Here is a 22,003-nt window from a genome sequence, read left to right on the forward strand (position 1 = left end):
CCAGCAGCCGCGGTTTAAAGTTCAGTCAAAATGTTTCCCAGTTCTCTTCTTGTCCGGCTGTCGGCACGCGCAAGCTGCCTGGCGCGGCGGCGGATGCCGTCGTACCAGGGTTTCTGCGGGCTGAAACCAATTTTGTAGGTGCTGCAGTAAGACGAAACGCCGAGACGGCCATCTTCAGACGACTCGCCTGGTCTTCCAGCGCAGCGGCCGCCGCAGCGGACTCCTGCACCAGCGCGGCGTTTTGTTGTGTTACCCGATCCATCTCTGATACCGCCAGAGCGACCTGATCGATACCCCGGCTCTGTTCATCAGATGCCGAGGCGATTTCACCCATGATGTCGTTTACGCGGGTCACCGCATTCACGATGTCATTCATGGTCTCGCCGGCGGTCTCGACCAGCACCGAGCCGGTATCCACACGCGAGACGGAGTCTTCGATTAACGCTTTGATCTCTTTGGCGGCATTGGCGCTGCGGCTGGCGAGGTTACGTACCTCCCCTGCTACTACAGCGAAGCCACGTCCCTGCTCACCGGCGCGGGCAGCTTCTACCGCGGCGTTGAGGGCTAAAATATTGGTCTGGAAAGCAATACCGTCGATCACGCTGATGATGTCGGCGATTTTTCGCGAACTATCGGCAATCTCGTGCATGGTTTTCACCACGCCATCTACCACTTTCCCGCCGCGCTGGGCAGTTTCCGACGCACTTTCTGCCAGATGCGAGGCCTGGCGCGCATTGTCGGCGTTTTGTTTTACCGTCGCGGTCAGCTGTTCCATGCTGGCAGCGGTCTCCTCCAGCGCGGAAGCTTGCTGCTCGGTACGGGAGGAGAGGTCATTGTTACCCATGGCGATTTCGCTGGTGCCGTCGTAGATAGCATCAGAGCCGTGACGCACGTTGGTTACCGTTTCGCTAAGGGAGCGCTGCATATGATCCACGCTGCTGGCCAGCTCGCTGATCTCGTTGCGCCCGGAAATCACCAGCGTCTGGGTCAAATCGCCGCTGGCAATGTCTCGGATGTGGGTAATGACGCGCCCCAGCGGGTTGAGCAGAATATGGCGAATACCGTACCAGACGCCGACCAGCACAATGAACAGCGCCAGTGCCAGCGATGCCATTTGCCATTTAGCAAACTGGTAGTCATTGGCGCTTTCGCTAAAGGCGGTGTGATACTGTTCGGCGCTGGCTTTGGCGTAGTCGCCAAGCGCGGCGCCGAGCGCGTTCTGCATCCCCTGCGTCGGCTGGGCAAAGTAGGCATCCATGTTCCCGCTTTCGAGGAACTGAATCAGCTCCGCCAGCGCGGCGGCATAGTTGCGGTACTTCTCTTCAATATTGTTGCTGGCATCGACCATCGTCGGTAGCGGCGCGATAGCCTTAAAGGCCTCGTAGTGTTTACCGGCTTCATCCAGCGTGGTACGCGCATTCTTCAGCAGTTCCGTTTTGGCACTGCTCTGCTGGTTATTAGGATCCATCATCATCCGGGCGGAGGAGCGGCTGAGGTTGATGCGGGTTTGCAGCATCAAATCCCAGGTGGTGGTCAGCTCGCTTTGTTGCAGGCGTAAATCATTGGATGCGGCGAAGCTCTCCTGATTTTCCTTTAACGATGAGAAAAAGAGACCGCCGGAAATCAGCTGCAGAAGTGCGAAGACAACCAGCACTAACATCAGCATTGTGACAACGCGCATACGGTTCAACATACAACACCTTCTCCTGGATTGGTTATCGGTGTTATCGGCACAGCTGACGGGAACTTTACATTTGCGAAAGGGAAAAGCGCGGCTTAGAAGGCGACATCAACAATCAGGGTATCGGTGTAACTACCGGCGGGCGGGGTGGCCTGGGTCGTCAGGACTTTGGCGGTGTAATTATAGGTACGCAGCAGGCCATCGGCGCTGACCTGTGAGGAGGTGCCGCTGGACCAGCGCTCCGAACCGCTGCTTCCCCAGCGGTTGGCAGTGGCGTCTTTATAGATGTCATAGCTCATGCGGTTACTGCCGCTGGCCATTTGCCGCACGTTGTTAAGGGCGTTAGCGCCATTGTTAATGCCAATGGTGTAAACGCTGCCCTTGGTACAGGAGACAGAGATTGCCTGCGAGACCGTGGGGAAATTTTGCACCAGCGGCGCACTGTTGAAGTTGATATCCGGCGTGGTCATGGCGCTACAGTCGTTGGTGACATTGATATCCACCGCGATGCTGGTGGTGACCGTACCGGTTTGCGGCGTAAGGCATAATCCGACCGCCCCCACCGAGCAGACATTGTAATAGATGCTGAAATTGAGGGTGACCCGATAGGGTCCGGCGGTGACATTCTGCCCGGCCAGGGTACGAAAATAGAGCGGAATATTATACTGCCGGCTGCCCAGCAGACCCAGCAGCGTGTTGCCGCTCCAGGTGTAGGTTCTGCCGATCTGCACTTCGTTAGCGGTATTACACCCGGAGGCGCCGCACAGCCGGACAGGGATGACGTCGGTGATTGCCGCATTATCGGTGCGTTTCAGGGTCGCGCGATTCGACGCGGCAATGGTGGCCCCGGTGTACGTTAAGGTGATGGAGTCGTTGGTCAGCAAATTCAGTATTGCATCGCAGTTCACGACCAGCGTGCCGGTGGTCTGCACTTCATTGCTACCGCTCAGCGCAAAAGAGGTCACGCTGCCAAAGTTGGCGTTCAGGGTGCTGGCAGTACAGGCTCCCCAGCTGGCGCCGGAGAGCATCAGCAGCACAAAGAGCAGTAGCAGGCGTTTCATGGCGTCAGCCTGCAGGTGAGTGGACCGTATGTTTGCAGCTTATGATCCGGGTTGGCGGCCAGTGTGAGGGTGACCTTGCAGGTTTTGCCTTCCGGGGTGCGCACCTCTAGCGGATTGACGTCGTTCAGATCCTCGAGCCAGGCGATACCGTCATACCCCACGGTAGCGTTAGAGTGCGACGCCCGTCGAACCTGACTGCCCAACGGAATAGCATGCCCTTCCCCATCGTGCAGAATCACGCTGGCGACCCGCTCCTGCTCCATCGGAAAATCAACCAGATAACCGCTGTTACGGCGCAGGGCGACCCGGCGTTCGGTCTCTTTCAGCCGGGTATCGGCTGGCAGATCGAGAGTGTTAATGCTGTAGCTGGCGGGATAATAGGCCGAGACGCCGCTAACCAGCAGATAGCCATTCCTGTTCGTTTTTCCGACCGGCTGGTTTTCATAGCTGACCGGCACGTCCGGCTGCCCGTCGGTGCTGATGACCACGAAGGCGTCGTTGATCTTATTGGCGGCAAAGAGTTCGCCATCCATCAGCACCACCGAACCTAACGCTTCGCCCCACCAGGTCATCATGTCACGTTCGCCGTAACCGCCGCCCTGCACTTCAATATTGTTATTGCGCCAGCCCAGCGACGCCTGCTGATAGTTGCTGGAGCGGGACTGCCGCGCCAGCGCCATGTTCCAGCTAAAGCCGCCGTCGGTCGGCATCGAATGGTTGTAGTTGAGACGCTGGGTACTGCCCGAATCCGGCGTATTCTCCAGGGTTACCGCAGCACTGTCGCGCTCGCCAAGCGGAATTTGCAACGACATGGCCACGGTCCAGTCGCCGCGCTGCTGATCCCGGCTGGCGGCCAGATAGATACTGCTGCTGCCCCAGAGATTGCGGCTCCAGGAGAGGTTAAGCAGCTCGGTTTTCTGGCTATCAAAACTCTCTACGCCAATCCATGCCGCACCGATGTTGCCGTAATCGCCGAGGTTAACGCTCACGGAGTATTGATCCGTATTGCGGCTGAGACTGGCAATAGGCTGGTTGTATTCGTCATAAATCGTAGGCTGATCGTACAGCGCCAGGTTACCAAAGCCGCGATCGCGGCGGCTGTGCTGGGTAGCAAGACTGAATGCGCTGGTACTGTACTGATAACCCCAGTTGATCTGCTCCCCGTCGTCGCCGCGCATCCGGCTGTGAGACAAGGCGGTATTCACTACCCCAAAGCGACCCAGTTTAACCACCGTGCCTGCCCCGCCAAGAGCCAGCTCCTCCGCCCCCTCAACGTGTCCTTCAAGAGTGAGCCAGTCGGTCAAACCATAGCGGTAGGATCCGCTGCCCGCCGCCGGGCCGTAGTCGAAATTTTCAATCCCGTAGTTGCGTCGCAGGCTCCCGAGGGTTATCGCCCCGTCGCTCAGCCCCTCTTTGAGCAGTTCGCTGGTGACGTAAAACGGAAGTGTGGTGCTTACCTGGCGACCAAGCGCATCGGTGGTGACCAGAACCGCATCACCCGCGCCGTTGATATAAGGAAGGTTGGTCAGGGTGAAGGGGCCCGGCTGTAAGCGGGTGGAGCCAGCCCGGTAGCCATTCACAAAGAGATCCACCGACGTTGGCACCGCCGCCTCGCCGGAAAATTCCGGCAGTGGCCAGGTCACCAGATCCGGGCGCAGCGAGAAGTCACGGCCGTAGCTGATACCGCCCATGCGCACGCTGCTGCTCCAGCTCAGGGCATCGCTGATCACATCCCCGGCGCTCCAGGTGATGGCGTCATCTTCATTGGTCACCAGCAGCGTCGTGTCGTAGCGCACATACCCCTCCTGCTGGCCACCGCCAGAGAAGTTTTGCCGGTAATAACCGGTCGAGGATAATGAACCCCGGTCGTCAAAATAGCGGAATTCATGCCAGAGAGAGGCTTGCCCACCCGCGTGCTCGGTTTTGCTGGAGTAGAAGTCATAGTTCAGCAGCGCCCCTCTGCCGTAACGCGGTTTGCTCTGGGCAGGCGTGCCGCCGAAGGGGGTAACCCTGGCAGAGATCCAGTCTCGCGGCACGCTCAGCAATAGACGCTGGCCGGCGCTATCATATTCGGTTCTGACGCCGGTTAGCTGCGCCAGATTGACCTCGCCTGGCGGCACTTTTTCCGGCGGTAGTCCGGCGCGCAGCAGATCGGCGCTGGAGATCCAGAACTCACCGTTACGCTGGCTCACAGGCACTACCTGTCCGGTGTCGTAATGGTTAACGATCAACCCCAGTTGAAACACGGCTTCGTCATTTAACGACTGCGGTGCGGGTGGCGGCGGTAAAGCGTCATCGCCGGTTTCTGCCCAGCTCGCGGTCGACAGACAAAGCAGCATCATCATGGTCGGTTTCAGTTGACGGGGGCCGACTGCCATCGCGTATCCCGGGCATTAATTTCCGCACTCATCTGTCCCGGCTGGCCAATCCCGGCAGGCAACGGCCAGCTGCGTTCGCTACCCGGTAAAACATAGCCGAGCAAACCATCCGCGATAGTTCGTTGCTGCCCGCCCTGCGAAAGGGTGACCTTGCTTAAGCGAACATGCACGTCGCTGCGGTTACGCACCTGTAGCGCCGGTTGTCCATTGTCGCGAACCACTCGCCAGCTCAGGGCATTGGTATCGACCAGAGCGTGATGCTCACCCTCTTTAATGGTCGGGATCCCCTGTCCATAAACAAACAGCGGAATGGAGTAACGCATCTGCAGTTTCAGGCCCATTTGCGGCGTCGCGTTGTCCTGAGGCTGGGGAATTTCATCGACAATAATCCGGTAGGCCTGCTCGACGCCCACCGGCACATCACCTTGTTTAATCAGACGAATCAGCTGTTTACTGCCTTTCGCGATGGTGACGATAGGAGGGCTGGCAACCACATCCTGCTGCGCGGTGTAGCGCTCAAGGCCATTCTCCTGCCGCCAGCGCACAATGCGCACCTGCATGGTGGTGGCGCTGTTTCCCTGATTCTGCACCCACAGCTCGGTCGCTTTGGTATCCGCAGAGAGCCAGGGATCGATTGGCCAGAGTAGAATGGTTGCCGCGCCGTGCGCCGTGCCTGCCGTGATGCCCAGCGCCATGGCTAACGCCAGCGCCCTGCCGGATGCAAATATCCTCATCGTCCTTCTCCCTATTCACCATGACAAGGTCACGGTGAGTTGATCTGAATAGTTTCCTGCCGGGCTAAAGCCGGTCAGAAGCGCCACGCCAAAAAGTGGCAAGGCAATGTTATTGCTATTGGTATAGGCCACCGGAATGGCCTGGTTTACGCCGATTTCACTGTTGGCCCCAAGCGAACTGCTGCTGTAGAGGCGGTACGCCACGCGCTGAGTCCCTCCGCTGCGCTGCATATTCCGTACCGAGGTGTAATACTGGCCACCGTCGATAGTCATGCTCAGCGCCACGCCGGGTGTACAGGCAATGCTGAGCGCGCCGTTAGGGACAAAACTGGTGCTGACCTGGCCGCTCTCCACCCCGGAGCGGGTACCAAAGTTGAGCGTCCCTAACACACTGCCCGTGCCTGCCATCACCGAGCATCCGGGAGTGATGGTGGCGTTAACCCTGAACTGCTGGGTGGTGATCGCCTGGGCGCTCTGTGCCACCAGCAGCGCCAGGCTTAGGCAGAAAAATGTGCGCAGCTTCCCCTTACCCCGTGGCCGGAGCGATGCACTCTCTACGCGCATTGCAGGACAGCTTAATAGGTGACGCTAACGTTGATGGTATCGGTATAGGTGCCGGGAACAACCGTCACGCTGTTGCCACCACCGGTAATTCGGCCATACAGCGTATAGCTGTTTACGCCCCCAGCGGTGGATGCAATCGGAAGCGGTGCGTTATTGGCAATGATGTTGTTGTACCCGCTGTCGCTAAACAGACTATAAGCCACGCCCTGTGCGGCATTGGCCGTATTCACCAGATAGCGCGTTGGGGTCCCTGGCGTACCCACTACCGTACCAGGGGCCGTGGAGTTGGTGTTGCCGGTAATGGCGACCGTATAACTGTCGGTGGTGCACTGGATAGTAAAGGTATTGCCGCCGCTGGCCCCGGTAAGCTGGGTAGTCAGGGTGGAGAAAGTCGCCGGGTGAGTACCGAAGTCCAGAGTACCGAAGTTAATGCCGTTTTGCGTTGGCGATCCGTTGATCAAGCATCCGTTGGTCAACGTCAGGGTTGCGCCAATCGTCCCGCTGCTGGTTACCGCCTGCGCCGAACCGGCACTTAACGCCAACAATGAACCTGTGAATATCGTGAGAAGTTTCATGTTCATTTTCCACCCTCCAGAAAATGTTATCAGCCGTTGTCTATTTGGCTAACGCATAATTGGTGCTGACTCATTATTGTTATTTATGAGTCACTAAAATGAATTTAGTTTACGGAACGACAATCAGCCACTTTTATTGCACTCTATCGGAAAAAACGGGTATTAATTTTTAATGCGCATCAAAAACAACAACTTAAGGTAATTTTACTTTTCCTGAATCGCTGTTTTTTAGCGTTTTAGCGATTTAATTTATGATCATGTTCGCAATTCAGGGCGCTGAAAGCTTTCAGGATAAATAGCCTGAAGGGGTTATATTTAAATTCTTATAATAAACAGTTAAGGATAGCTAAATAATAGGCGGGCTATTTATTCGAAATATATTTTGCAGAAGCGTTTTTTTTACGAGGAAAAAGCAGAAAAGGGGATAAAAAAACGGGAGGGATTCCCCTCCCGTTACACATCAGGCTACGTGCGTCGCGGCAATGTCCAGCAGTGCCATCTCATCGCTGTTCAGTAACTTCTCGATGTTCACCAGAATCAGCATCCGCTCACCCAGCGCACCCAAACCGGTCAGGTACTCGGTTGACAGCGTCACCGCGAATTCTGGTGCCGGGCGAATCTGATCGGCAGTCAGGGAGAGGACATCAGAGACGCCATCCACCACAATGCCCACCACACGCTGACCGAGATTCAGTACGATCACGACGGTGTTATCGTCATAATCCACGTCGCCCTGGCTAAACTTCACGCGCAGATCGACGATCGGCACGATGACGCCACGCAGGTTGGTTACGCCTTTAATGAATTCAGGCGTGTTAGCAATGCGAGTGACCTGATCATAGCCACGGATCTCCTGCACTTTCAGAATATCGATACCGTATTCTTCGTCACCTAAAGTGAATACCAGGAATTCCTGCCCTGACGGCTCGCCGGCCAGCTTGGTTACATTACTCATACCGGTCATGTTATTACCTTCTTAACAGTATCAGGCGGCTGTGTACGCCACACGTTGTTCACGATTTAAACCCTGAAGCGCCGAAACATCGACGATCAGCGCCACGCTGCCATCCCCAAGGATGGTGGCGGCTGAAATTCCAGGCACTTTGCGGTAGTTGCTTTCCAGGTTCTTCACCACGACCTGGTGCTGGCCAATCAGCTGATCGACCAGCAGCGCATAACGACGACCCGCGCTCTGCAGAATGACCACAATCCCCTGCGTCGCCTCGGTTTTGGCCCCTGCCACATCGAACACTTTCCACAGTTCCACCAGCGGCAGGTACTCGCCACGCACTTCCAGTACGCGCTCGCCACCCGCCAGCGGATGCAGATCTTCTTCGCGCGGCTGCAGTGATTCCATTACTGCGTTCAACGGCAGAATGAACACTTCGCCTGCCACTTTCACCGACATACCGTCGAGGATCGCCAGGGTCAGCGGCAGCAGGATACGAATAGTGGTACCGGAGCCCTGCTTAGACTGAATCTCAACGTGGCCGCCCATCTCCTGGATGTTACGTTTCACCACGTCCATGCCCACACCGCGGCCAGAGACGTCGGTCACCTGCTCGGCGGTGGAGAAGCCAGGGGCGAAGATCAGCATGCCCACTTCTTCGTCGGTCATGTTTTCACTGACTGCCATCCCCTGGGAGATCGCCTTCGCCAGAATACGCTCGCGGTTAAGGCCTGCCCCGTCATCGGTCACTTCGATGCAGATGTTTCCGCCCTGGTGTTCCGCAGAGAGAATCAGATTCCCGACCGGTGATTTGCCTGCGTTCACGCGGGTTTCCGGCAGCTCGATCCCGTGGTCGAGGCTGTTACGCACCAGGTGAGTTAACGGATCGATAATGCGCTCGATCAGGCTCTTATCCAGCTCGGTGGAACTGCCCATCAGAGTCAGCTCAATCTGCTTATTCAGCTTGCCCGCAAGGTCACGCACCAGACGCGGGAAGCGGCTGAAGACGTATTCCATCGGCATCATACGGATCGACATAACCGATTCTTGCAGGTCACGGGCGTTGCGTTGCAGCTGGCCCATGCTGGTGATCAGGTCACCGTGGTTGACCGGATCCAGCTCGTTCGAGCGCTGGGCCAACATTGACTGGGTAATCACCAGCTCGCCCACCAGGTTGATCAGCTGATCGACCTTTTCAACCGCCACGCGGATGCTGGTCGATTCACTGGAGCGCGCCGCCGGTTTTTCCGCGCGGTTTGGCGCGGCCGCTTCGCGAGGCGCGGCTTTTACTGCCGGTGCGGCAGGAACGACGGCCGGTGCAGCCGGGGTTTCGGCAACCGCGACCACCTCAACGGCGGCTGGCTCGACGGCAGCTGGCGTTTCAAAGCTAATCTGATCCGGTTCAATCACGAAGCAGAGCACCGCCACAACATCATCTTTTCCGATGTCGCCATTCAGGGTTGCGGCAAGGGTATCTTTCCCTTTCACCACGTCGCTCAGCGTAGCGAGGTTGCTCAGCTCTTCTTCGAGAAGGTTAACTTCGCTCTCTTTCAGACCAGACAGCACGATACGCAGACGATCGTCCTGGGCTGGTGCCGCGGCAGGGGCGGTCTCTACAACGCTCAGTTTCGCCGGCGCAACGGCAGGTACCGCCGCTTCGCCTTTGGCTTCCAGCGCTAACTGGCGCAGAGCGTTGCAGATATATTCAAAGCTGGCGGCATCCGGCTCTTGCGAGCTTTTATAGGCGTCGAGCTGTTCCTGCATAATATCTTTGGTTTCCAAAAACAGGTTGATAATATCGGTATTGAGCTGCATCTCACCGCGCCGCGCTTCATCCAGCAGGTTCTCCATTAAATGGGTCGTCTCCTGCAGAATGGTGAACCCAAAGGTTCCGGCGCCTCCTTTTATAGAGTGCGCGGCACGAAAGATGGCGTTGAGCTGCTCAGAGTCCGGTGCTTCGGGCACCAGGTCCAGCAGGTGTTGCTCCATATCAGCCAACAGTTCGTCGGCTTCATCAAAAAACGTCTGGTAAAAATCGCTAATATCCATGCTCACGCTATCACCTCGGATTGGCTGGTGGCGATGTTGGAACGGCAGCCGAAGGCAAGGCGCCAGGCTGTTTCAAATCATCCAGTGACTCACTCTGACTCTCGGCGTTTTCATGCAGGATGGCCTGCTCCGCCTGGTTGTTGAGCACTAAAAGACTAATACGACGGTTAATGGCATCATCCGGGCCGCGATCGCTCATGCGCATGGTTGCGGCCATGCCGACAACCCGCAGCACTTTGCCATCGTCCAGGCCACCTATCACTAATTCGCGGCGGGAGGCGTTAGCGCGATCCGCAGAGAGCTCCCAGTTGCTATACCCTTTTTCACCGTTGGCATACGGGAAGTCATCGGTGTGGCCGGAGAGGCTAATTCGGTTCGGGATCCCGTTCAGCACCGGGGCGATCCCGCGCAGAATATCGCGCATGTAGGGCTCCACTTCGGCGCTGCCGGTTTTAAACATCGGGCGATTCTGGCTGTCGATGATTTGAATACGCAGCCCTTCCTGCACCAGATCGATCTTCAAATGCGGACGCAGCGCACGCAGTTTCGGATCCGCCTCGATCAACTGGTCGAGATCGCCGCGCAGTTTTTGCAGGCGACTGCGCTCCATGCGTTTTTTCAGCTCGTCGATGTTCGGTTCGCGTTTCACTTCGCCCTTGGACTGGGTGTAGTCATCGCCCCCGCCAGGAATCGGGCTATCGCTATTGGAGATACGCTGCCCACCGGTCACCGCCGTCGCCAGCGGGGTACGGAAGTATTCGGCAATCTGGATCAGCTCTTTCGGGCTGGAGATTGAAATCAGCCACATCACAAGGAAAAACGCCATCATCGCGGTCATAAAGTCCGCATACGCGATTTTCCACGAGCCATGGGAACCGTGCCCATGGCTTTTGTGTTTGCGTTTTTTAACTATGACGATGGGATGGGACTGGTTTTTCATGCGTCCTCAGTGGTCGTCTGTTGGTTGGGGTTTTTCACCGCACGCACGTGTTCTTCCAGTTCGATAAACGACGGACGCTCGCTGGAGTAGAGGGTCTTACGCCCAAATTCCACTGCAATTGGCGGGGCATAGCCGTTAAGGTTGGAGAGCAGCGTGATCTTGACGCACTGCATCATCTTGGTGGTTTCGGCGCTCTTCTGACGCAGCACGGAAGCCAGCGGCGAGATAAAACCGTACGCCAGCAGGATCCCGAGGAAGGTACCCACCATGGCGTGGGCAATCAGCGCCCCCAGCTCTGCCGCGGGACGATCCGCCGAAGCCAGGGCGTGTACCACCCCCATTACCGCGGCCACGATCCCGAACGCCGGTAGGGAATCCCCCACCAATGCCAGGCTATTCGCCGGCACTTCGGATTCGCTTTCATGGGTTTCGATCTCTTCGTCCATCAGGGCTTCGATCTCGAAGGTGTTCATGTTGCCGCTGATGATCAGACGCAGGTAGTCAACGATGAAATCGAGCATGACGGTATCCGCGATAATACGTGGATAGCTCGCGAAGATTTCGCTCTCTTTCGGGTTTTCGATATCCCGTTCAAGCGAGAACATCCCCTGCTGACGCGACTTCGCCATCAGGCGATACAGCAGTGCCAGCAAGTCCATGTACATACTTTTGGTGTATTTAGAACGACGGAACAGCAAAGGTAACGCCTTCAGCGTCCCCTTGATCGCTTTACCGTTGTTACCAACGATAAAGGCCCCCACCCCTGCGCCGCCGATAATGATCAGCTCGGCCGGTTGATAGAGTGCCCCAAGGTGCCCGCCGGTCATCATGTAACCGCCGAAAACTGTACCGAGAACAACCAGGTAACCTAATAAGATAAGCACGACATCATCCTTCCGCTAGTGACTTTCGCAGGATGCGCAGCTCGGGAGGTTTAGCCAAACGGCGGGTAAAAAAAAGCAGCGGTAATCACTTACCGCTGCTGGAATCTTGCCCACACGTAAGGGTTAAACAGCCTGTTCGATCTGTTCATCCAGCAGTTGTGGAATAATATCGGCAGCCTCCCGGGAAAGTTTACGTCTTTTTACGGCTCGGGATGGAGGCTGGCACAAACTACAGGCGAAGCTGCCTGCAGGCTGATGAGCGTGGGTGATAAAGTTGCCGCCGCAGCAGTTGCAGCGAGAGAGTTCCAACATTCCGCTTTCAACGAAACGCACCAGTGTCCAGGCACGCGTCAGTGCCAGCAAAGGCCCCTCTTCCGGCTGTGGACACTGTTCAAGATAGAGTTTGTAGGCTTTGATAACGGCATCAACGCCGCTGCATAAGCCAGTCTTCAGTAAATACTGCCAGGCATTGCAGAACATCGAAGCGTGAATGTTCTGCTCCCAGGTCATAAACCAGTCGGTTGAGAACGGCAGCATGCCTTTCGGCGGAGGGCTACCGCGCAACTCTTTGTACAGTTTGATAAGGCGACCACGGCTCAGCTGAGTCTCGCTTTCCAGCATTTGCAAACGAGCACCAAGCGTAATCAGTTCCATCGCTAACTGAATGTCTCGCGCTTCCTGAACAATGCTTTTTTCGCTCATTATCAGGCCCTTTTTTTCCTTGCCGCATCATCAGGCTGGCTGATTTCGTTGAGCAGGCGTGTCGAGAGTAAAATACCGGTATGGACCTGTTGCAGATCGTCAACACGGGATTCTTGAGTGAGACGCGTAATAGCCTGAGGATTATCGAAGCGGAACTGGCAAACCAGCTGATTCGTCTCGGCTAATTTAACCATCTGTGGCAGTGTTAATCCGCCCAGAGAGGTCGCCATCTCTTCGTTGATACCCAGTCGGAACATAGCGGACGCCTTGTCCTGGCTAATCAAGCGCTGTGCTAGCAATAAATATGACAAGTTGATGTCATAAACGTGTTTTAGCAACTCGGATGTATGCATTTTTCCCATCCCGAATAACCAACTAATATTTTTATGCGGTGTAACCGCACCCCGTGATGTCGCCGGGAAAAACCCCGGTAAAAAAGAAGAAAAGGCTAAAATGCATAGTTGAATTAAGGTTTGTATAGAGTCCGAACGACACGAAAAAATAGATTCCTTTTCTTCGCGTTTATCATTTCTTACAAATAACTAAGATTTTTCCTAATTCGACGCAACTGTACTCGTCCGGTTTGTCACATACAATGCAGCCCTCGCTGAAATTTAAAATAAATGTGATCCACGTCACATAATTTAAGTGAATTTGAGGCAGAAATCCATCAGTATGACTTCTAATTTGCCCTCTTTTTGAACGATTAAGGGAAGAATATATTCTGAACAGACGAATACTCATGCAGAAGTGTTAATAAGTCAGGCACGCATCTTGCCGAGAGCGTCCGTCATCGCCCCCTACGCCATATCAACCATTTCTATGTTAGAAACGTTAATAAAATACTCTTTAAATACAGCTGCATGGGGCACGTCAATAGGTAAACTATTACCTTGCGTTACCATTTTTTGGGTCGTTGATTTTGTTTAAAAGAGGTAGGCCGATGTGGATTGAATTTGTATGATTTCGGTTAAGTGCATGTTTTTTGACTTGCTATGCAGTACACGGATTATTCTTTCTATAAGAATAATTAATGAATAATTATGATTAGCGTCACACAATTGACATGTCTACCCCTTGCGCTGAAAAACATTCCGCGCTAAAGCTGATGAATAGACCGCTCACGCTCTAAAAAGGAGTGTCCAATGCGTTACTCCCATCTGCTTGTTTCTGTTGCTGTTTCTCCTGAAAGCCACTATCTCCTCGCCAAAGCGGTGGCCATCGCCCGCCCTTATCAGGCCAAAATTACAGTAGTTACGCTTGGGGCTGAACCGGAAATGTATAACCAACTGGCCGCGCCAATGCTGGAAGATATTCGTGGGGTTTTACAGGAAGAAACGCAGACATTTTTGAATGAACTTGTCGCGCAGGCAGAATATCCTCTCACCCGCGCAGTGATTGCAACGGGTGAATTGAGCGAATATATTCTCGATATTTGTGAAAAGCAGCAGGTCGATTTAGTGGTATGTGGCAATCATAATCAAAACTTTTTTTCCCGGACTACCTGTTCTGCTAAAAAAATTGTTAGCAGCACTAAAGTCGACGTGCTGTTAATACCGCTCGGCGGTTTATAAAACCACCGGCGGTATGACCTCAGGCCAGTTTAGGAAAAGTTGCGACCTTTTTTTGGAGATTGCTCTCCACGCTGCGGGCGGTTATTTGATTTAAATCGTCAATAAAACGCGCCTGCCAGCGATCAATATCGTTCTCTTTAATAATTTTCATCATTTCTGCATGACGCGAAATACGTTCCGTTAACGGCATCGTTAATGCGCGGTTGAGTGCATTCGCCACATCATCGCGGTCATAAGGATTGACGATCAACGCCGAGGTCAATTCGTTCGCCGCGCCGGCAAACTGTGACAGCACCAGCACACCGGGATCGGCAGGATCCTGCGCGGCGACATACTCTTTCGCCACCAGATTCATCCCGTCTCGCAATGGCGTAACCAGACCGACCTCCGCATAGCGGAACACTTTCATCAGAATTTTACGATCAAAATGCTGGTTGAGGTAGTAAAGTGGGGTCCAGCCCAGCTGACCATAGCGGCCGTTAATACGCCCTGCTTCGGTCTCCAGCTGATGGCGAATGTCCTGATAAGCCTGCACCTCTCCCCGGGACGTAGGGGCAATCTGGGTGTAACGAATTTTGCCATGATGCTGCGGGAACTTGTCCAACAGGGTTTCAAAGGCAAGGAAACGCTCCGGCAACCCTTTGGAATAGTCGAGACGCTCTACGGAGAAGATATTCTTCACGTTTTTCAGTTCGTTTTTCAGCTGCGCCAGTTTTGGCGGCAGAGGTCCGGAAGCGTCGGCGGCAATCTCGTCAGGTTCAATACCAATCGGATACACTTCGGTGCGGAATCGCTTACCCCAGGCGCTGTAAGAACCATCATCGTGGCTGGTCAGGCGCGTTTTGCTGGCGACACAATCCAGGAAAGCCATCTGATCGTTATCGGTCTGGAAGCCCAGAAGGTCATAATCACACAGCGCTTCCAGCAGCTCTTCTGCAGGCGGCAGCGCGTTAAAAATCTCAGGGGTCGGGAAAGGAATGTGCAGGAAAAAACCGACCCGGTTGTTTACGCCACGTTTGCGTAGCTCACCGGCGAAAGGCAGCAGATGATAATCATGTATCCACAGCCTGTCGTCCTCTTCCACCAGCGGCAGCAGTTTGTCTGCCAGCATGCTATTTACCCGGGTATACCCTTCCCAGGACTCACGCTGGAACTTAACCAGATCCAGACGATAGTGAAACGCTGGCCACAGTACGGCATTTGAAAACTGACAATAGTACTCTTCGTAATCCTGCTCGCTAAGGTTAAACGATGCCCAGGTGATGTTCCCGCGCGTCTCCTTTTTAAGCGGCTGATCCTCGTTGCCTATGTCTCCGCTCCAGCCAAACCAGAGGCCGCCTGCGGCTTTTAACGCCCCAAGTACCCCGACAGCAAGACCACCCGCACTGGCTTTTTTATCGTCCGGCGGTGCGATTCGGTTAGAGACTACGACTAAGCGACCCATAATGATTTCTCCTGTTAGTTTGCGCTATTTCTTCTTCTTGTTTCTGGTTAGCGACTTGTTTAACCCATTCCCAGACGCTGGAGACGCCCTCCAGGCGCCATTTTGCCGCGGTGTGACCCGGGCCAACCTTCACAGATAAACCCTCCGCCTGGTTTACCACATTGAATCCGTACTCATCCGTCAGGTCATCGCCGAAAAAGACCGGCGTTTTACCCAAAAACGGCGGTTCTGCCATAAATGCAGCGATGGCCTCACCTTTGTTGATGCCTTTTGGCTTCAACTCCACCACGCATTTACCCGGCTGAAGTGACAGCTGAGGGGTTTTCTCCACCATGCGGGACGCCAGCGCCATGATTTCCGCCTCATACTGCGGCGCGCGCCGATAGTGCAGCGCAAAGGCCATTCCTTTCGCTTCCAGCTCGGTTCCCGGCAATGCGGCAAGCGCGATGGCCAGCTCGGCATGCAGCGATTGAATCAGGCTAGTCGGGAGGGAAATAATATGAGAGTGATCATGGATGTCGCGGCGCTCTGCCCCGTGTACGCCGGCAAGCGGGAAACGGTATGGTGCGGCCAGCTGATCAAGCTCGGCCATTGAACGCCCTGATATCAATGCCAGTGCCCCCTGATTTTGTAGCGCAAGCTGATTAAGCGCCTGCAAGACATCAGGTGGAACAACAACCTCGTCCGGATGTGGTTTTATCGTCGCCAGCGTTCCGTCGAGATCAAAAAAATAAGCAAAATTTCCAGCTAACACAGGCGGTGCAGTTAACGTATCTGCCACACTTGTCCTCCTCACAGTTAATGAGATATCAAGTAACGGATATCTCTACAGCCATGTAAGTATAGACAGTGTGACGCTGCTCGCCATTTGAAGACCCCCTTCCCGCTGCGGCTGGAAGGGGGTTTTATAGGCAACTACACTTAAAAGTTGGGTCGCCAGAGGGGGATTTTTGCTTAAACTGTGCGCTTCGCTTTTTGCTTATAACGGTCGAAGATCACCGCTGCCAGCAGGATGAGGCCGCGAACCACGTACTGCGAGAACGGGGAGATATTCAACAGGTTCATCGCGTTTTCCACCGTGCCGAGGATCAGGATACCGGCCACGACATATGAGATTTTTCCGATGCCGCCTTTTAGTGAAACCCCGCCTAAAACGCAGGCTGAGATGACAATCAGCTCATAACCGATGGAGGTCATCGGCTGGCCGCTGGTCATACGCGATGCCAGGATAATACCCGCCGCTGCCGACACCAGCCCCGAAAGAACGAAGATAATGATTTTGGTGCGTACAACCGGTACCCCGGCCAGACGCGCCGCCTCTTCATTACCGCCAATGGCGAGGGTATTACGGCCAAAAGTGGTTCTGTTGAGCAGGAAACCAAAGATAATCAGGCACCCGACCGTCAGCCAGATAGGCGCCGGCAGCCCTAACCAGTTGGCATAGCCGAGCGTAAAGAAGCGCTCGTCTTCGATACCCACCGCTTTACCATCCGAAATGATATAGGCCAGCCCACGCACAATCTGCATGGTGGCTAGCGTCGTGATAAGGGCATTGATTTTCAGGCGGGCGATGACAAAGCCGTTCACCAGCCCACTCGCCACGCCCAGCAGCAACCCGGCCGCGACGCCAATCCACAGACTTTCGGTCATATTGATGACCACCGCCGTGGTGACCCCGGCGCAGGCGATGACAGAGGCCACCGACAGGTCAAAATCACCGGATGCCAGACAGAACAGCATTCCGCAGGCGACCATCCCGGACATAGAGATAGCCAGCCCCAGCCCCTTCATATTGATAAAGGTGGCAAAGTTGGGCACGAAAATGGCGCAGCCGAGAAACAGTACGGCGAAGACCACCAGCATGCCGTATTGATCCCAGATACGCCCAAAGCTGAAGGCCGATTTTGGCGCTCCGGAAGTTGTGACAGAGGACATCATATTCTCCTTAATCAGGCGACTGCCTGGCTAACTTTAGGCATCGCAAGGCTTAACGCCTGCTGTTCATTCGCCTGTTCATGAAGTAATTCACCGGCGATTTCACCTTCCCGCATCACCACTACGCGGTCGGCAACCCCCAGTACTTCCGGCAGATCGCTGGAGGCGAAGAGCACCGCCACTCCGCGTTTTGCCAGCGCGTAAATCACGTTGTAGATTTCATGTTTCGCCCCAACGTCAATGCCGCGGGTCGGTTCATCCAGCAAGATCACTTTCATCTCTTCCGACAGCCAGCGCCCAAGAATCGCCTTCTGCTGGTTACCGCCAGAGAGGTTCATAATCAGCTGTTCGGCACCCGGCGTTTTGATATTCAGAGAACGAATGTGGTGGTCGGCATTGCTCACCTCCCAGCTATCGTTAATCAGGCAGCCGGCGCGGATGGTTTTACGGCGCGCGGAGATATTGATGTTATCGCGCACTGAATGCACCGGGATGATCCCCTCGGCTTTACGATCTTCGGGGCAGAGCATCATCCCCGCACGAATGGCGTGAGCAGGCTTCTGAATATCGATCCGCTGCCCGTCGATGTAGACTTGCCCTTCGGTGATCCGCGTTCCACCAAACAGCCCTTTCATTAATTCACTGCGCCCTGCTCCCACCAGGCCAAACAGACCGACGATTTCGCCGCTGCGCACCGTCAGGCTAATGGGCTTGCGTACGCCAGGGGCTTTAACCTCCTCCAGACGCAGCAATTCACCGCCATACTGACGCGGCTCCCAGTGATAGATATCCCCCAGGTCGCGGCCCACCATCGCCTGCACCAGCTGATCATGATTGACCTGCTGCATATCAGAGAAGGTGCGCACATAGCGGCCATCTTTAAAGACGGTGATGGCATCGCTGAGGGCAAAAATCTCTTCCATACGGTGGGAGACATATAAAATGACGCGCCCCTCTTTGCGCAGCTCGCGAATCACGCGGAAGAGATTGTCGATTTCGCGCGCCGAGAGCGAACTGGTCGGTTCATCAAAGGCGATGACTTTGGCATTTCGCGCCAGCGCCTTGGCGATTTCAACCATCTGCCACTGGCCAATGGAGAGATACTTAAGCGGCGTCTGCGGATCAATATCCAGGCCGAGATGCTTAAGCTGCAAACCGGCTTCGTAATTGAGCAGGGAGCGGTTCACAAAACCGCCTTTATGGGGCAACTGGCCGAGATAAATGTTCTCGGCGACCGTCATCTCCGGCACCAGATGCAGTTCCTGATAAATAATCGCCACCCCGGCATTCAGCGCGGCGGTGGTGTCAGCAAACGAGACCTGCTCCCCTTTCAGGGCCAGGCTGCCCGTGGTCGGGGCGTAGTTACCGCTGAGAATTTTCAGCAGGGTAGATTTTCCGGCGCCGTTCTCCCCCATCAGGGCATGAACCTGACCGGCATAGCAATCGAAGCTGATATCGGTAAGGGCATTAACACCGGGGAAGGTTTTGCCGATGCCGCGAAATGAGAGATAGGGTTCAGACTGTTGCATAACGTCTCCGAAGATCGAGTAGTGAACGTCTGGCCCTCTGCACAGCGCAGAGGGCGCAATCACAATAACTTATTTACCGCCCAGCCCTTTTTTCTCCAGCTCTGCTTTGAAGTTGTCGCGGGTGATCAGCACCACGTCGGTCACTTCGGTAAACTTCGCCGGCTCTGCGTCTTTGGTCACCCAGTTATAGAGCATTTCGCTGGATTTATAGCCATGCACGTCCGGGCTTGGCAGCAGAGAACCGTAGAAGCCGGTCGCCTTCGCTTTTGACAGTTCGCTCACCGCATCCACGCCATTGATACCGATACCGATAACGTCTGCGGCTTTAAAGCCCTGACCTTCTGTTGCACGCACGCCACCCAGCACGGTGTTATCGTTCATCCCTAACACCAGCCAATGCTTCACTTCAGGGTGCTGTACCAGCATGGAGTTCGCGGCATCGAATGCCCCTGGGATATCGTTAGATTTGGTTGGCACTTTGAAGATCTGTTTTTCCGGGAAGCCTGCAGCCTTCAGCGCATCCATGGAGCCTGTAGTACGACGACGCGCCGTATCCAACTCATCTGCAGTAATCGCCATTACGCCGGTCTCTTTCACGTCCCAGCCGCGCTTTTGCATCTCTTTGTATAACTCTTGCCCCTGACGCTCACCGATTTTGGTGGCGGCCATCATCACCAGCGGTACGGTCTCCATCGGTTGACCTTTGGCGTTGACGAACTGGTCATCAACCGCGATCACTTTCATGTCGTAGCCGCGCGCTTTCGCCATGATGGCCGAGCCCAGTTTGGGATCCGGAGTACAGATGACAAACCCTTTCGCGCCGCTGGCCGCCAGGCTATCGATGGCGTTCAATGTTTTCTCACCGTCCGGCACGGCAATTTTGATCACCTCGAAACCTAAATCCTTGCCGGCTTTGTCAGCAAATTTCCATTCCGTCTGGAACCAGGGCTCCTCTGGTTGTTTCACCAGAAAACCGAGCTTCAGATTCTCTGCCATAGCGGATTGTGACATAACCGCGGCCAGACCAATGGCCGCCAGCGCTTTAGTAAATTTGTGCATGGTAAACTCCAGCTTTAATGTTCTTTTCTGTAGGGAAAACGTATTCAAATTTAATTTTATCGGACTTAAAACAAGGCATTAGCGCTAGAAGGGATTAAAGCGCGTTTGCTTGAGATAGTTTTAGCGGGAAATTAATCATCCATAAGAGAGCGCCATCACACGGCAGAATTACAGTAATTGCGTACATAAATTCAGCGAAAAATGACATAAAAAAAGGGGGGTTTGTCAGACAAATCAAGAGGGGGTAAGCAGGATAATCCATAACTTCAGCTATGATATCCTTGTGAAATGGGCGCCATAGCGCCCGTAAGAAAAATTACCAGGCGTAATAGATATGGTCGGCGTGATCGCGTACCGGAGCTTCGTCTTTTAAAAGACGCGCCGCCAGCGTCAGGGCAAAATCGAACGCATGTCCTAATCCTTTGCCGCTAAGAAGGTGGCCATCTTCTACAACCGGGGCATCAATATAGACGCCATCTTTTACGTCCTGCCAAAGATCGCCTGAACAGACATAGCGGCGCCCTTTTAATAAACCATTGCCGCCCAGTACACGTGCCGCCGCTGAGCAGATGGGGCAGATGTATTTACCCATCTCATCGTGTGCCGCCACAAAGCGCACCACCTCTTCGCTGGCGGCCAGATTGACACTGCCCTGCGGCCCGCCGGGCAGGACAACGGCATCGTAGCGGGTCTCGCGCTTTTCGCTCAGGGTGCTGTCTGCCACCATGGGAATATTATGGTAACTCACTACCGCACGCGACTCAGCGCACGCCAGCGTCTCGACCTCAATGTGCATGCGACGCAGGATATCAATGGTAATAATCGCTTCTGCTTCTTCAAAACCGGGTGCCAACAGCACCGCCACCTTTGCCATAAACCACTCCCGTATCCAACAAAAGATAAAACAATGTTTCATTTTTACAGAAGTTTTGCCAGCAAACCTCATGATGGATCACAGAACGGGCTAAAGCAGGGGAAAGGCTTTTGAAGATGGCGCTTAGCCGTCGTTGTGCTGAATAAATAATCAGCGCGTGTGAACTGAGACAGGGACACTGGTTTTTATTGTTTGGATCATTTTTCTCAAGCGCATAAAAACAGGGGGGATTGATAAAGACCCATCCAGATCAATAAATGGAAATAAATTTTATATATCAACATGTTATAAGAAACATAACTACCAACTAAATTGTCAATATCTTCCCTGCGTTAAGTTTTATAAATTAAGAGTAATGAACGGTAAGAATATATTTATAAGGATTTTCTTATAAAAGCGCCAGGGGTATTATAATTTGTGTTAAGTGCACTTAATGAATATTTCTCATCTTTCATCTTCTGAAGAGCAACTATATTTATAAGCCCTTCGAGGTGAAATTTACCCCGTTCAAGACCCCCAAATAAAAGGAAGTTATTATGGTTGTTCAGGTCATGATGAAGAAACTTAACACCCAGATGAATCGGGAGTATTACGCTTCTAATCTTTATCTCCGCCTCAGTGAATGGTGCTCACACAACAGTCTGAATGGTACAGCAACATTTTTGCGTACCCAGGCGCAGAGCAACGTTACGCAGATGATGCGGGTATTTGACTTTATAAAAGCCTCTGGCGCCATGCCGGTTCTTGAAGCCATTGATTTGTGCGACGAAGATTACTCCACGCTGGAAGCACTCTTTCAACGAACGCTTGAAGATTATGAACAGCGCCATCATAACCTTGCGGAATTAACGCAGGATGCCAGAGCGCTGAAAGATAGCAGCACGCTCAATTTCCTGCAGGAAATTAAACAAGAACAGCAGCAAGATGGCCTGTTATTAAAAGCGGTACTCGACGAAGTGAAGAATGCCCGCCAGGCGGGCTTATGTCAGGAACAGACCGACCGACATCTCCTGAATATTGTCAGCCATCAGCACCATTAAACCTCCTGTTGCTTAAACGCCCGGCTCCGCC

At 54.1% G+C, this 22,003-nt stretch carries 20 protein-coding genes; 2 read left to right on the forward strand and 18 right to left on the reverse strand.

Features of this window, described 5'->3' with window-relative positions; all coding sequences use genetic code 11:
- Positions 1-25: 25 nt before the first annotated feature.
- The 12 genes from tar to flhD form a co-directional block, all read right to left on the reverse strand.
- Positions 26-1,693, reverse strand: coding sequence for a methyl-accepting chemotaxis protein II (tar, locus tag B2Q93_RS14625; RefSeq protein WP_286933603.1), 1,668 nt, complete (start codon positions 1,691-1,693; stop codon positions 26-28).
- 83 nt (positions 1,694-1,776) lie between these two features.
- Positions 1,777-2,742, reverse strand: coding sequence for a Csu type fimbrial protein (locus B2Q93_RS14630; RefSeq protein ID WP_286933604.1), 966 nt, complete (start codon positions 2,740-2,742; stop codon positions 1,777-1,779).
- Positions 2,739-5,120, reverse strand: coding sequence for a fimbria/pilus outer membrane usher protein (locus B2Q93_RS14635; protein ID WP_286782492.1), 2,382 nt, complete (start codon positions 5,118-5,120; stop codon positions 2,739-2,741). Before B2Q93_RS14635 ends, B2Q93_RS14630 begins: the two co-directional genes overlap by 4 nt.
- A complete protein-coding gene (locus tag B2Q93_RS14640) occupies positions 5,096-5,854 on the reverse strand; it encodes a fimbrial biogenesis chaperone (protein ID WP_040075086.1) in 759 nt (252 codons plus the stop codon). The genes B2Q93_RS14635 and B2Q93_RS14640 overlap by 25 nt, the downstream gene beginning before the upstream one ends.
- A 15-nt stretch (positions 5,855-5,869) precedes the next feature.
- Positions 5,870-6,418: a Csu type fimbrial protein gene (locus B2Q93_RS14645; RefSeq protein WP_286933605.1), complete on the reverse strand. Its 549-nt coding sequence runs from the start codon at positions 6,416-6,418 to the stop codon at positions 5,870-5,872.
- 11 nt (positions 6,419-6,429) lie between these two features.
- Positions 6,430-6,999 carry a Csu type fimbrial protein gene (locus B2Q93_RS14650; protein ID WP_286933606.1) on the reverse strand — a complete coding sequence of 190 codons (570 nt, stop codon included), beginning with the start codon at positions 6,997-6,999 and terminating at the stop codon, positions 6,430-6,432.
- Between the two features lie 454 nt (positions 7,000-7,453).
- Positions 7,454-7,957 carry a chemotaxis protein CheW gene (gene cheW / locus B2Q93_RS14655; protein WP_040075083.1) on the reverse strand — a complete coding sequence of 168 codons (504 nt, stop codon included), beginning with the start codon at positions 7,955-7,957 and terminating at the stop codon, positions 7,454-7,456.
- 21 nt (positions 7,958-7,978) lie between these two features.
- Positions 7,979-9,997, reverse strand: coding sequence for a chemotaxis protein CheA (gene cheA, locus B2Q93_RS14660; RefSeq protein ID WP_286933607.1), 2,019 nt, complete (start codon positions 9,995-9,997; stop codon positions 7,979-7,981).
- A gap of 4 nt (positions 9,998-10,001) precedes the next feature.
- Complete coding sequence (gene motB, locus B2Q93_RS14665) at positions 10,002-10,931, reverse strand: flagellar motor protein MotB (RefSeq protein WP_046885083.1); 930 nt, start codon at positions 10,929-10,931, stop codon at positions 10,002-10,004.
- Positions 10,928-11,815 carry a flagellar motor stator protein MotA gene (gene motA / locus B2Q93_RS14670; protein ID WP_040075080.1) on the reverse strand — a complete coding sequence of 296 codons (888 nt, stop codon included), beginning with the start codon at positions 11,813-11,815 and terminating at the stop codon, positions 10,928-10,930. The genes motB and motA overlap by 4 nt, the downstream gene beginning before the upstream one ends.
- 123 nt (positions 11,816-11,938) lie before the next feature.
- Positions 11,939-12,517: a flagellar transcriptional regulator FlhC gene (gene flhC / locus B2Q93_RS14675; RefSeq protein ID WP_040075079.1), complete on the reverse strand. Its 579-nt coding sequence runs from the start codon at positions 12,515-12,517 to the stop codon at positions 11,939-11,941.
- Between the two features lie 2 nt (positions 12,518-12,519).
- Positions 12,520-12,870: a flagellar transcriptional regulator FlhD gene (gene flhD, locus B2Q93_RS14680; protein ID WP_040075078.1), complete on the reverse strand. Its 351-nt coding sequence runs from the start codon at positions 12,868-12,870 to the stop codon at positions 12,520-12,522.
- A gap of 792 nt (positions 12,871-13,662) precedes the next feature.
- On the opposite strand from flhD, the gene uspC reads away from it, so the two are divergent.
- A complete protein-coding gene (gene uspC / locus B2Q93_RS14685) occupies positions 13,663-14,091 on the forward strand; it encodes a universal stress protein UspC (RefSeq protein ID WP_046885082.1) in 429 nt (142 codons plus the stop codon).
- 19 nt (positions 14,092-14,110) lie between these two features.
- Here uspC and otsA read toward each other — a convergent pair whose 3' ends face one another.
- The 6 genes from otsA to B2Q93_RS14715 form a co-directional block, all read right to left on the reverse strand.
- Positions 14,111-15,535, reverse strand: coding sequence for an alpha,alpha-trehalose-phosphate synthase (gene otsA, locus B2Q93_RS14690; protein ID WP_046885081.1), 1,425 nt, complete (start codon positions 15,533-15,535; stop codon positions 14,111-14,113).
- Positions 15,510-16,316, reverse strand: a complete 807-nt coding sequence (gene otsB / locus B2Q93_RS14695; protein WP_207291986.1) for a trehalose-phosphatase — start codon at positions 16,314-16,316, stop codon at positions 15,510-15,512. The genes otsA and otsB overlap by 26 nt, the downstream gene beginning before the upstream one ends.
- A 173-nt stretch (positions 16,317-16,489) precedes the next feature.
- Positions 16,490-17,470: an arabinose ABC transporter permease AraH gene (gene araH, locus B2Q93_RS14700; protein WP_040075074.1), complete on the reverse strand. Its 981-nt coding sequence runs from the start codon at positions 17,468-17,470 to the stop codon at positions 16,490-16,492.
- A gap of 14 nt (positions 17,471-17,484) precedes the next feature.
- Complete coding sequence (araG, locus tag B2Q93_RS14705) at positions 17,485-18,999, reverse strand: L-arabinose ABC transporter ATP-binding protein AraG (RefSeq protein ID WP_212475588.1); 1,515 nt, start codon at positions 18,997-18,999, stop codon at positions 17,485-17,487.
- Positions 19,000-19,068: 69 nt separating this feature from the next.
- Entirely contained in the window at positions 19,069-20,058 is a 990-nt protein-coding gene (gene araF / locus B2Q93_RS14710; protein WP_046885078.1) for an arabinose ABC transporter substrate-binding protein AraF, read from the reverse strand.
- Between the two features lie 316 nt (positions 20,059-20,374).
- Positions 20,375-20,932 (reverse strand): DJ-1/PfpI family protein, encoded by a 558-nt coding sequence (locus B2Q93_RS14715; protein WP_212475586.1) that lies wholly within the window; start codon positions 20,930-20,932, stop codon positions 20,375-20,377.
- 536 nt (positions 20,933-21,468) lie between these two features.
- On the opposite strand from B2Q93_RS14715, the gene B2Q93_RS14720 reads away from it, so the two are divergent.
- Entirely contained in the window at positions 21,469-21,972 is a 504-nt protein-coding gene (locus tag B2Q93_RS14720; RefSeq protein WP_040075070.1) for a non-heme ferritin-like protein, read from the forward strand.
- Positions 21,973-22,003: the final 31 nt, after the last annotated feature.

This window comes from Leclercia sp. UBA5958, assembly GCF_002430365.1.
In the GTDB taxonomy this organism is placed as follows: Bacteria; Pseudomonadota; Gammaproteobacteria; order Enterobacterales; family Enterobacteriaceae; genus Enterobacter; species Enterobacter pneumoniae.